Annotated in this window: 12 protein-coding genes; 6 read left to right on the top strand and 6 right to left on the bottom strand. The window is 38.5% G+C overall.

Features of this window, described 5'->3' with window-relative positions; all coding sequences use genetic code 11:
• The 6 genes from ABUA34_RS12460 to ABUA34_RS12435 all read left to right on the top strand — a co-directional run.
• The coding region (locus ABUA34_RS12460; RefSeq protein ID WP_349823410.1) for a MobA/MobL family protein at positions 1–1,688 on the top strand (1,688 nt) is incomplete at its 5' end.
• A complete protein-coding gene (locus tag ABUA34_RS12455; protein WP_006858470.1) occupies positions 1,627–2,373 on the top strand; it encodes a DUF6040 family protein in 747 nt (248 codons plus the stop codon). The genes ABUA34_RS12460 and ABUA34_RS12455, both read left to right, overlap by 62 nt.
• A 108-nt stretch (positions 2,374–2,481) precedes the next feature.
• Positions 2,482–3,150 (top strand): response regulator transcription factor, encoded by a 669-nt coding sequence (locus tag ABUA34_RS12450; protein WP_006858428.1) that lies wholly within the window; start codon positions 2,482–2,484, stop codon positions 3,148–3,150.
• Entirely contained in the window at positions 3,147–4,160 is a 1,014-nt protein-coding gene (locus tag ABUA34_RS12445) for a sensor histidine kinase (RefSeq protein ID WP_006858429.1), read from the top strand. The genes ABUA34_RS12450 and ABUA34_RS12445 overlap by 4 nt, the downstream gene beginning before the upstream one ends.
• A 111-nt stretch (positions 4,161–4,271) precedes the next feature.
• On the top strand, positions 4,272–5,039 hold the full coding sequence (locus ABUA34_RS12440) for an ABC transporter ATP-binding protein (RefSeq protein WP_006858430.1): 768 nt from the start codon (positions 4,272–4,274) through the stop codon (positions 5,037–5,039).
• The gene (locus ABUA34_RS12435) at positions 5,029–7,242 is read left to right on the top strand and encodes an FtsX-like permease family protein (protein ID WP_006858431.1); all 2,214 of its coding nucleotides are present in this window, start codon (positions 5,029–5,031) and stop codon (positions 7,240–7,242) included. The genes ABUA34_RS12440 and ABUA34_RS12435 overlap by 11 nt, the downstream gene beginning before the upstream one ends.
• A 76-nt stretch (positions 7,243–7,318) precedes the next feature.
• Here the strand turns inward: ABUA34_RS12435 and ABUA34_RS12430 are convergent, their stop codons facing one another.
• The 6 genes from ABUA34_RS12430 to ABUA34_RS12405 form a co-directional block, all read right to left on the bottom strand.
• Positions 7,319–7,558 (bottom strand): DUF6061 family protein, encoded by a 240-nt coding sequence (locus ABUA34_RS12430; RefSeq protein WP_006858432.1) that lies wholly within the window; start codon positions 7,556–7,558, stop codon positions 7,319–7,321.
• Positions 7,559–7,866: 308 nt separating this feature from the next.
• On the bottom strand, positions 7,867–8,643 hold the full coding sequence (locus tag ABUA34_RS12425) for a hypothetical protein (protein WP_008400128.1): 777 nt from the start codon (positions 8,641–8,643) through the stop codon (positions 7,867–7,869).
• A 192-nt stretch (positions 8,644–8,835) separates the two neighbouring features.
• Positions 8,836–9,951, bottom strand: coding sequence for a DUF6017 domain-containing protein (locus ABUA34_RS12420; protein ID WP_349823409.1), 1,116 nt, complete (start codon positions 9,949–9,951; stop codon positions 8,836–8,838).
• Positions 9,948–10,853: a ParB/RepB/Spo0J family partition protein gene (locus ABUA34_RS12415; RefSeq protein WP_055280723.1), complete on the bottom strand. Its 906-nt coding sequence runs from the start codon at positions 10,851–10,853 to the stop codon at positions 9,948–9,950. The genes ABUA34_RS12420 and ABUA34_RS12415 overlap by 4 nt, the downstream gene beginning before the upstream one ends.
• Positions 10,846–11,628 carry a ParA family protein gene (locus ABUA34_RS12410; RefSeq protein WP_004853527.1) on the bottom strand — a complete coding sequence of 261 codons (783 nt, stop codon included), beginning with the start codon at positions 11,626–11,628 and terminating at the stop codon, positions 10,846–10,848. The genes ABUA34_RS12415 and ABUA34_RS12410 overlap by 8 nt, the downstream gene beginning before the upstream one ends.
• A gap of 19 nt (positions 11,629–11,647) precedes the next feature.
• A partial coding sequence (locus ABUA34_RS12405) for a hypothetical protein (protein WP_349823408.1) occupies positions 11,648–11,899 on the bottom strand: 252 nt, incomplete at its 5' end.

The raw sequence follows: 11,899 nt of genomic DNA, 5'->3' as shown, positions 1-11,899 counted from the left end.
GACGAAGTAAAGGGAAATCTGTTATCTCCGCTTCCGCATATCTCAATGGGGATGTGATGAAAAACGAGGAAACCGGGAGAATCAGTTATTACACTTCTAAAAAAGAAGTGGTCTACACTCGGCTTATGATGTGTGAAAACGCACCTCCTGAATGGCAGATAGTACCAGAAGAAAATATAAAACGCTTTCAAAAATCTGTCCGATACAAAAGATCAGAAGATAAAGAAGCTGCTTTAGAAAAATTTAAAATCACATTTCAGAAACAAAGGTTATGGAATGAGGTATTGAAGATTGAAAAAAATGCAGATGCCCAACTTGGCAGGTTATTTGAATTTGCCCTTCCCAAAGAATGGAACAGACAGGAACAAATTCAATATACAACTGACTATATTCAAAAAACTTTTGTAGATAGAGGAATGTGTGCTGATTGGAGTATCCACGATAAAGGGGATGGCAACCCCCATGTCCATCTGCTTCTGACTATGCGTCCTTTTAACCCGGATCATTCTTGGGGAAAGAAAGAAGTCAAGGATTGGGATTTTCTCAGAGATAAAAACGGAAATATCGTGATTGATGAATCCCATCCGAACTGGTGGCAGGATAAGAAAAACCCTGACCGTCATGGAATCCGTATCCCTGTATTAGACGAAAACGGAATTCAGAAGATGGGTGCAAGAAACCGCCTGCAATGGAAACGGGTGCTGACCGATGCTACCGGATGGAACAATCCAAAAAATTGTGAACTGTGGCGGAGTGAATGGGCAAAGGTGTGTAATGAACATCTTCCTTTGCATAATCAGGTCGATCACCGTTCTTATGAAAAACAGGGAAAACTCCAGATTCCTACCATCCATGAAGGCGCTGACGCAAGAAAGATTGAACAAAAGTTTCTTGCCGGGCAGGAAATAAAAGGTTCGTGGAAAGTAGCGGAAAATCAAATCATAAAACAACAAAACACGTTATTGCAAAAGATACTGGACACCTTTGGAAAAGTATCGGGTGCATTATCATTATGGAAGGAGCGATTAAATGACATTAGAAGAAAGCCGGGAAATTATACCCTTAATGGAATCCATGATTGGGCAAATCGAAGAACAGCAGACCTTAATGGCAGAAATGATTCTGGAAATGCAGAACCGGGACACCCAACTCTCTCTTATGCAGGAACAGAATCAGAAATTGCAAAAATTAAACAGCGAGTTATCCGAGCTGCTCAACATTTTGCCAAATACCGAGGAACTGCTTTCCAAGATGGAAGAACAGAAAACGAAGATAGAACTTTTGGAAAACGAAAATCAGCAATGGCAGAAATTGGTACAGAAACTGAACAGCGAAAACAGTTTATTACTGAAACAGAACACCGAATTGCTGAACTGGAACAGCAGATAGAGAAAGGACGTGATATAGATGAACGAATCCAGAGAATCAAAGAACGCCGAACAGTTGGAAGAACTTCTCCTCTTGACCGAGGAGATACAAGAAGAACTGGAACAGAAAGACCAGCTTATCGTGGAACTAAAGACGCAGCTCAACGAATCTCTGACCTTGAACGAGAAATTAAACAAAGAGAACAGAGCCGGGAATATTCAAGCATTAAAGAACGACTTGAAGCTAGCAGACAGAGCATTGCGGAACGAGAAAGAGAAGCTGCGAAGCGCAAACGTCACGATAGGGGAATGTCAAGATAAAATACGATGCTTAACACAACAACGGGATTATGCCCGGACACATCAGAAAATCGTAGAGATACCGGTAGAAAAGCCGGTACTCTATGAAAAATGTGAAGCCTGTGACCGGACAGACTATCAGAATGCAAAAGCAAAATACGAAACACAAAAAGAGCGACTTGCAGGACAATATAAAGCAAAAACGGTAATGTTCCAAACAACCTTGTTCCTTCTTGCATGGTATTCGCTGACAACCACTCTTTTTCAGGCAGTACAGTCAGATGTGCTCCTTTCCGATTGCAAATCATTCTTCCATGATGCAGCGTCATTCATACAAACTTTTATCGGTTGGACGATTGAGGTCGGGCAATCTGTGGCACAGATTAGCACAAAAATTCCAAATCCTTTTATAGCCGGAATGGTATATTGGATATTGCTAATATTGATTGTAGGAATATGTGTGGCAGGAACAGGGATACTGGCGATACTGATAGAAATAAAGGTTATAGAATTATATAGGGAAAAGTGTTGGGATGTCATTACTCTACTGATGATACTGACAAGTGCTGCTGTCATCATTTATTTTGGAGAAGCAATCAAAAAAGCACTGTCAGTAAATCTTCTATTGCTTTTTGTACTTTTGCAGGGCGCATATGTTGGACTTAGGTGTTATTTAGAATCGTACCTTGAGAAAAGAAACTATTAAGCATTTTTTACAAAGCTATGTACAAAATCATTCTAAAATTCCCATTCAATAATACGATTGAGAAAACCTCTCTGATACAGTATAATAAAGTGTCAGGGAGGTATCTCTATGAAGGAAAAAATACTAATCATTGAAGATGATTTTACGATACAAACACAGCTTAAAACTCTTTTGTCTGGGAATGGATATGAAGTATTTGCAGTTACGGATTTTTCCAAAACAATAGAGCAGTTAAAAGAAGCTGCGCCACATCTGGTTATTCTGGATATAAAACTTCCGGGGAATAACGGTTTTGAAATATGCTCGGGGATTCGCACCTTTTCAGATATTCCGATTGTATTTGTAACAAGCAGCAATACAGATATGGACGAACTGAACAGCATTATGCTGGGTGGAGATGCGTTTATCACAAAGCCTTATAATCCCGCTATTCTTCTTGCTAAAATTGCTGCATTGTTAAAGAAAGCCTACCGTTCCCCTCAAACAGAAATTTATATGTGGAGAGAAGCTACCCTGCATTTGGAGAGTAGCATGATAGAGTACAAAGGACAGAAAGCAGAATTGACAAAGAATGAATTGAAAATCCTCTACTACCTTTTTAAGAACTCCGGAAAAATCTGTTCCAGAAATGATATTGTGGATTTTCTTTGGGACAATCAGCTTTATGTTGATGATAACGCCCTAAGTGTCAATATTACCCGTATTCGCGACAAACTGGCAGCAATCGGACTTGTAGATTTCATTAAAACAAAACACAGGCAAGGATATACATTATGAGTGGAAAACAATATTTGAAAAATCAACTCCCCGTTATTTTAATCAATCTGCTGGGTATGCTTGTCCTTGCTTTGTTCCTGATTGCAAGCGATAATCCTATCCAAACAGTCCTGTTTATTTTTGCAGTCTGGTCGATTGTCCTTGTTTTATCTTTGCTGGCATTTTATTTCTCACGAAAAAAATATCTGAATAAATTGCTCAATATGACGGAGCAATTAGAAGAACGATATTTATTGCCGGAAATCATGCAAGTGCCGGAAAGGGCTGATGAACAGGTTTTTTACCAGATTATGAAAATGGCTGAAAAATCTATGTTGGAACGGATTGGCGAAGTACAGAGGGAACGCAGGGAATATAAAGAATACATTGAACAATGGATACACGAAGTAAAAACACCAATTACAGCGATGAAGCTGCTGTGTGAGAATAACCGTTCTCCCTTTTCCAGAGAGGTATTGGCAGAGTTAGAGAATATCAACCAATATACAGAACAGGCACTTTACTATGCCCGGAGTGAACACGCTGAAAAAGACTATTCTGTCCGTGAAGTCAATTTATGCGATGTTGTGCATAGTGCAATCGCAGATAATAAGTATCTTTTGCGTCAAAGCAATATGTCAATTCAGATAGACGATATAGAAACAAAAGTTTATACCGATGAAAAATGGGTGCGGTTCATCTTAAATCAGATTATCGGTAATGCAATCAAATACCATGCAGAGCAGCCTATTTTGCACTTTGGGGCAACAAAAACGAATGACAAGATTGTGCTATCTATCAGCGATAATGGGATAGGTATTCCTAAAAGTGATTTACCCCGTATTTTTGAAAAAGGATTTACAGGTCAGAATGGGCGAACCGGGAAAAATTCTACTGGAATTGGCTTATATCTTTGCAAGCGTCTATGTGATAAACTGGGAATAGGGCTTACTGCTTATTCCGAAAACAGAGGAACAACGATTTCACTTATCTTTCAAATGAATGATTTTATTATCGGAGTGCAGGGCTGACAGGTTCTGCACTTCTTACATTTTTGTAAGAACTGTGTAAGAAAACTTGATACAAAAAATGAGATACTCCATTTACAATAAAGATATGGAACAGTTAAGGAGGTTTATCAGATGAATACGATTTTGAAACTGGAACATATCCAGAAATATTATGGCAATGAAGGGAATATTACCAAAGCCATTAAAGACATTAGCTTTTCTGTGGAAGCTGGGGAATTTCTCGGAATTATGGGTGCGTCCGGTTCTGGAAAGACAACGCTGCTCAACTGTATTTCTACGATTGATACCGTAAGTGCAGGGCATATTTTTTTAGATGGAACAGATATAACGGAAATCAAACCAAAATCCCTTGCCCGTTTTCGCAGGGAGAATTTAGGGTTTATATTTCAAGACTTCAATTTGCTGGACACATTGACGATTTCAGAAAATATTGCACTGGCATTAGCAATCAACAAAGTCCCTGCCGGGAGCGTAGAATCCCGCATTTTGGATATAGCCGGAAAGCTGAATATCAGCGATATTCTAAACAAATATCCTTATCAGGTATCCGGCGGACAAAAACAGCGTTGTGCTTGTGCAAGAGCAATTATCAACAACCCGAAGCTCTTACTGGCAGATGAGCCGACAGGGGCATTAGACAGCCATTCCTCACAAATGTTGCTGTCTACCATTCAAAGTATCAATGAACAGCTTAGGGCGACAATTCTTATGGTAACTCATGACGCTTTTACCGCCAGCTATGCCAACCGTATTCTTTTTTTGAAAGACGGAGAAATCTTTATGGAACTGCGCAAGGGCAACGACAGCAGAAGTGCTTTTTTTGATAAAATTCTGAATGTCCTTACCATGATCGGAGGGGGACAAAGCCATGTATGCTAAACTTGTTTTCAGAAATGCAAAACGGTCTGTAAAAGACTATCTGGTCTACATTGTCACAATGACAATCTGTGTTACCTTGTTTTATGCGTTCTTGTCTATTTCCAGTAGTTATTATAGCCCGGATATAGGCAGCGAGTATGATTTTACTCTGTTAAGTGACGGAATGAAAATTGCAATCTGCATGATAACATTGCTGTTGTTATTTTTGATACGGTTCGTCAATCATTATATGCTAAGACGGAAGCAAAAAGAGTTTGCTGTCCAGTCCATTATGGGAATGGAACAAAAAACTATTGGCAGGATTTTCTTTGCAGAAACACTGATTATGGGTATGTTTTCCATTTTGATTGGTATTTTTTGCGGTGTATTTTGCTCTCAATTCATTACCGCAATGCTCCTTACTGCTTATGGAGAGCCTTATGAAATCTCATGGACATTGTTCCCGGACACCGTTTTGCTGACAGTGATATTTTTTGTGGTAAGTTTTTTTGTGGTAGGAGTTTTCAATACACGCACAATCAAAAAAACAAAAATTATTGATATGCTTTCCGCAGAGAAAGAAAATGAGCCAGAATTGAAAAAGAGCCGATTCATTCCTGTCGTAGTAATTCTGTTTTTAATGTTTACTTTATGGGAATTGTTTTCAGGAATACAAAATGTCCGATTTTATTATGACTCCCGCTTTGTTTTCCCGGTGAAAATCATGTATTGGGGAAATATTTTGCTCCCTGTTGTTACATTAGGCTGGGCGGCATTATGGATGTTGAAAAAGAAAAAAATTGCTTTTCAAAAGTTGATTGATGGGCTGCTTATTTGTTCTGTATTGCACGCCTTTTTAGCAGCAAGCGTACCTGCTCTTACCAATCAATACTATTTGCCTTTACATGGTGGAATACTGAATCAATATCTGGTATTTGTATTGATTGATTTGCTCTTCTTTATTTGTGCATTGATTTATCTTGCCAGCAGCTTGATTGTAGCATGGAAAGTAAAATCGCCGGAACATAGATACAAGGGAGAAAACCTGTTCTTTTTCGGGCAAATTATATCAAAACTAAATACAACCAGCAAAACAATGACGCTGATTTGTATAACCCTTGTCCTTGCAATCTTCATGTTTATTGCCGCCCCTATTTTGACGGGCTGGGCTTCAGGTTATTTGGATATGCGCTCTATGTATGATGTGCAGGTATATTCAAGATATAATGACGTATATGAAGAAGAAAATCTGCCGCAAGACAGTTATGAAATCATTACTGAGTTTCTGACAGAACACAAAATAGATACAGTTTATGATTGCACGTTCAATCTATATCTGCCAGAGAAAGACGATTTTCACAACAGACAGAAATATGATTTTCCGATTGTAGCAATTTCTTTGAGTGATTATAACACTATACGGGAAATGCTGGGTTACGAACAGATTTCTCTGGAGGAAGATGAATTTACAACACAATGGAAAGCAATCGCCACCGAGGAAGAACGGGATAGCTTTTTGAAAGAACACACCAGCATTATGACAGACGCAGGAGAATTGACTCTTTCCGGGCAGTCCTATTATGAGGATCCGATTGGAGAAACAGCGTACAATTCCTATACAAATGTATTGTATGTACTTCCAGACAATATTTGTGAAAAGCTGTTGCCAGTAATAAAAAACCGATATATTACAACAACGGAAAATATCTCCTATGAAAATGCAAGGAAACTGGAAAAACTTTTTACAGAGAAATATCCCGAGCAGGCAGAAACCGGGGCTATTTATGGCGTGCGTTTTAGCACACTGCAAATCAATAGTTCCATAGCAAATAACTTTATTTTACAGACTGCAATGATTTATGGTGCTGTCGTACTGATGGTTATATGTCTTACCGTACTTTCTTTGCAACAACTCTTAGACGCAGGACAATATAAATATCGCTTCTCTGTACTCCGAAAATTGGGGGCGGAAGAAAAGCATATCGGAAAACTTATCTTGCAACAATTAAGTGTTTGGTTTGGGCTTCCAATTATCACAGCAATCATTGTAGCTGCTGTTGTAATAGCTTACTTTATCCAAACCATATCAGCAGAAATTTCAGCCTATATTGGGTTTAGTACATTGATGTTACAAATAGGGGCAACAATGGGGATTTTGGTAATTTTATTGATTTGTTACTTCATAAGTACATGGATTATTTTTAGGCGCTCTGTTAATCCATAGAAAATATGTAATTATTGCATTTCGCACATTCTTTAAAGAGGGATAGCACTCTTAATGAACACTATCCCTCTTTCACTTAATAAAGTTCTAATGAATCTTCTGCATCCACCCACATCTGTAAATTGCCCTCAAGATATAATCTTGCATATTCCAAAGGCTCATCCACAGCTAATGAAGTAAGTGCACATTCTGATCCATATGTGGTTTTTAAATCTTTTTCAGCTTCCCAGCAGTCAATGCGAAGCATATATCCAGCACTTGTGTAAACATCAATACTATCGTGATTTATGTTGTATTCTGCATAAATTGTTCTCATCGTATCTTATCTCCATTTTCTTTTGATAATCAGTTATAGAGTTAAATATCGAAAACATTTCAATCAGTTCACCATGTCGTTATTGTTATATGTTATACTGTGTTATGAAATTTTCTTTCCCTTAATTTTTCCCATATTAAGGTTCATGAAAGCTAATGGGAGAATGTAACACAAGGGAAAGAGTAAGGGGAAGTACACTTGCTACAAACTTAGTATTTTCAAGGGTTTGCGAAGAATTTGATAATCAAATATAACAGTTATTAAATTTCCTAAAATATGTGAAATATCAACTGAAATTTGTCTCTTTCTTACCCATTAGCAATCTGAACCAATTTATCAATTATAACTTGTGGTATCTCGCTATTTTCATAACCTTGTTTAATAGATTCGATTGCATTATCTATATCGTTATTCTTTGCATATAAAAACGCTCTGATATGACACATATACGGAACATATATATGGGGTAAAGTTACTATCCTCTGATTAAGAACAGTAATGGCATCATCAACTGTTTGTACATTATTTATCCACTCTCTTATCAGTGGGATATTTTTATCTATCACATTTTTTATATATTCCAATGCAAATTCTATATCGGACGTGTAGGTAGGTATTTGATATTGAAAACTTGTGCATTTCCTTGGATTATAAAATTCTTCCTTTGTATATCCACAGTCTTGTTCTCTTTCATCCTCTATGTGATTATACCAAGCATCAGCAATGTGTATTTTTACAGAACTTTCTGTCCGATGCCATGTCAACTTATTTTTACTATTGATATCAGGGATAAAATCATAATTATATCCCCAGCGCAAGTATATGTGATTTCCTCTTGGATAACATAATTCGACCACAAAACGCCGATTAGCACTCCATTCAGAGTGCCATTTTTTTATCTTTTCATTATATTTCAACCCGAATTCTTCTGACAACCTTCGAGATATGTATTCGTCATAAAGTTCTCTTTTAATATATTCATCACCATGTAAAAACTTATCTTTATACTCTTCTTGTGATAATATTTCATTTGATTCCCTTTTTTTTGAACAAAAACCCTTACTCAATACATCAAATAGACTCATAAGTAACCTCCATTATTGCAAATCATCTCTTGCTTAAATACCGATTTGTAAAACTGTTGCATTGATTATATCAAAGAATCATACTTGCAGCAATCCCCTTAAAACGAGAGGCAGGTGTGCCCTCCTGCCCCTCAAAAGGAAGGGAAGGTGAAAAATATATAGTCAACTGCTGTTTCCAGCAGCTATGAATCGTTACTTACCATAGAAGTCATGGTTTACTTCTGCTTTATAGTAATTACTACATGTTACCGGAGCATTATACAGTGTCGTGAGCATATAGCTTCGTATGTTGCGTACCTTTGTAGTATTGTTGCGAAGGCATTCCAGCACATACTCCATCGTATGAAAATCTATCTTCTCCAATCTGCTCCGAACAACATCATATGGGAAATCATATTTATTGATACGGATTACTGGCTGTTTAACCGCTATGGTCTCAACCATCAGCTCCACCAATTCGTTTATGTCCATCTTCTCTGTAGGATGGCACTGAAGCAATACGTCATAATCAATATTGTCTTTGATAAATGAGCGCACTTCATCCATCCTATCCATCGTATCATCTTTCACGCCTGTGCCTGATGGAATGATAGGATAGGTAATCTCCTCTGTATTCTCTGTAGTATTCTCTGTATTTGTCCCACAAAATTTTGTATGAGGTGGTACATCGTTTTGTGGGAGGGTCATACAAAGTTTTGCAGGAGGGTCATACGAAATTTTGTATGGGGTGGTACAAAATTTTGTAGGAGGGTCATACAAAGTTTTGTAAGAGGGGGTACAAAATTTTGTAACAGGCTTATTTGCTTGGTTTTCAGACTGTTTTTGTATTTCTTCCCCTGTGTTTTCTACATCTTCGTCATCTCCTGGTATGTTCAGATATGTACATGTGTAAAGTCTATCAACGCATAGATCAATATACATGACATTATTTAAGACCATTCCGCTATTTGTTTCTATGTTACGGAATTCACGACGGATCACACCTATTTCCTCTAGTCTGTCAAACGCTGCCTTCACACTTCTCCGTGATTCTCCAAACTGCTCGGCAAAATCATTGTAGGTTTTCTGGAGCAAATCCTCTCGAAATTTTCTTCTGTAACCGATTGTCATGCCGCTATGCTCGTCCCGTACTTCCACGGGACGATACCAATACACGATTTCCGACAACACACAGATAGCGAGAAGGTATGGCTTGCCATTTTCACGTAAAATCGTTTTATACCAATTCACCGGCGTAACATTTCCACTGATGTTCATTTCTGCCAGCGCATCCACCGACGCATTACCAGTATTTACGATGTTTGTCATGCCTTCTCACCTCTTTTCTTCCATTCATCTAAAAGACTTATTATAACCTCTGTAATCTTCTCTTCTGTGTATTCATCATTAAAGTAGTCATCCAATCTGTCTGCTTTGAATGTTACTTTTCTTGGCTTTACCGACACCTGTTCCGGAAGCATGATGTTCCTCACTTCTTCCTGCGTAAGCATATTTTCCCGGCAGGATGCCTTTAGTCTTGCCGACTGCTCTATATTAGGGAATATATTCCTGTCGAGTATTATATCGAGTACCCACTGCTGCTGCTCCTCGTTCAGATACGAAAGATCAACACCCTGAATAAAACCAATCTTTTTCCTGTCAACAAAGTCAAGCAGTTCATCAGAGAGCTTTGCAAGTCTGATATATCGCTGAATCTTCTTTGCGTTCTCGCCGGTTTCCTCACTCATGATATCAAGGCTACTACCCTTATCTCCCTTAATGCCCTGATGTTTCATGGCATAGTAACGCATACTATACGCCCTTGCCTTTTCGCTTGGAAAGATATCTTCTCTCTGAATGTTACTGTCCACCATGACAATGGTAGCTTCATCATCATTCAGATTGCGAATGAACATCGGCATGGTATCAAGACCGGCAAGTTCACAGGCAGCCTTTCTTGTGTGTCCGGCAATAATTTCATAACCACCCTGCGGTCGCATTCTCGCAATCCCTGGAACAAGCACGCCATACTGTCTGACACTCTCTACCATTTCCTCCAGCTTATCTTCATGAATCTGAAACGGATGATTTCTGAATGTATGCAGACTTGCTAAAGGTATTTCTCGGATTTCACCACCATTTGCATTTGCCTGTTCCAGATTTTCGTTTGTACCAAACAGATCGTCAAATGATTTCATCTTTATCTTGGAAGCACTATTGGATTTATTCATCTGCAAGCACCTCCTTTGCGAGCTTCTTATACGCCGCCGCAACTTTTCCTCTTGGGTCATGCTTGAATATACTCACACCCTCTGCGGAAGTCTCTGCCGCTCTCACAGAATGTGGGATAACCGCACCAAACACACGGACATTTTTGCCATAGATTTCTTCCACCATGGACTTGATTTCCTTTGCGTAATTGGTACGTCCAACCATCTTTGTAAAAACGATTCCCTCTATTCCAAGGTTAGGGTTCAAATATTTCTTAGTCCTGCCAAGAGTGGTAATAAGCTGCTGTAAACCCTTTATGGAAAGGTACGCTGCTTCTATCGGTATGATGACTGAATCAGCTGCAGTAAGGGCATTCATTGTCACCATGCCAAGACTGGAATTGCAGTCAATCAATATATAATCATAAAGATTTCTTACACTTGTTATGTACTCTTTCAATATGTACTCTCTCCGCATGGTATTTACCAATGTGACTTCCAGTCCGGAAAGTTCGATATTGCATGGAAGAAAAGATACTCCCTCCTCATGTACAATAATCCCTTCCCGCTTTCCATAATCTTCATCATTGATCATTTTACACATGATCGTCGAGAGAGTAACATCAAGCTCATCAGGCTCTGCCACGCCAAGGCTTGATGAAAGGGATCCCTGACTATCCGCATCTATAAGTAGTACCTTCTTGCCTTCTCTTACCAAACCTATACCTAAGTTCACTGTTGTCGTAGTCTTTGCTACGCCACCTTTTTGATTCACGATTGCTATTACTTTACACATACCGTTGTACCTCCATTCCCTATCGAATCACCATGCCACTTCCTACATAGTGACATTTTTCTTCTACCTGCATAACGTTACTTGGTTTCTTACCAGAATCCTTTTTCTTTCTTGATACTTCTGCATACACACGTTTATATTTATCTGTTCCAACATTATCGAAAAAAGTCGAAACATTATTCACTTCAAATCGTTTATCTCTCTGAAGTAAACGTACAAACCAACGTATGTCATTTTTTGTCCCTTGAAGCCTTATCTTTAACATATTGAC

The sequence above is a fragment of the Coprococcus sp. RTP21428st1_C9_RTP21428_210409 genome (genome assembly GCF_040227395.1).
Classification (GTDB): domain Bacteria; phylum Bacillota; class Clostridia; order Lachnospirales; family Lachnospiraceae; genus Coprococcus; species Coprococcus aceti.
This window is presented reverse-complemented; position numbering and strand designations above follow the sequence as displayed.

Bases quoted from the DNA above. Each gene is read 5' to 3' on its own strand.
- ABUA34_RS12450 (WP_006858428.1), top strand. From the start codon at position 2,482: ATGAAGGAAAAAATACTAATCATTGAAGATGATTTTACGATACAAACA.
- ABUA34_RS12435 (WP_006858431.1), top strand. From the start codon at position 5,029: ATGTATGCTAAACTTGTTTTCAGAAATGCAAAACGGTCTGTAAAAGAC.
- ABUA34_RS12430 (WP_006858432.1), bottom strand. From the start codon at position 7,558: ATGAGAACAATTTATGCAGAATACAACATAAATCACGATAGTATTGAT.
- ABUA34_RS12410 (WP_004853527.1), bottom strand. From the start codon at position 11,628: ATGTGTAAAGTAATAGCAATCGTGAATCAAAAAGGTGGCGTAGCAAAG.
- ABUA34_RS12440 (WP_006858430.1), top strand. From the start codon at position 4,272: ATGAATACGATTTTGAAACTGGAACATATCCAGAAATATTATGGCAAT.
- ABUA34_RS12420 (WP_349823409.1), bottom strand. From the start codon at position 9,951: ATGACAAACATCGTAAATACTGGTAATGCGTCGGTGGATGCGCTGGCA.
- ABUA34_RS12415 (WP_055280723.1), bottom strand. From the start codon at position 10,853: ATGAATAAATCCAATAGTGCTTCCAAGATAAAGATGAAATCATTTGAC.
- ABUA34_RS12445 (WP_006858429.1), top strand. From the start codon at position 3,147: ATGAGTGGAAAACAATATTTGAAAAATCAACTCCCCGTTATTTTAATC.
- ABUA34_RS12425 (WP_008400128.1), bottom strand. From the start codon at position 8,643: ATGAGTCTATTTGATGTATTGAGTAAGGGTTTTTGTTCAAAAAAAAGG.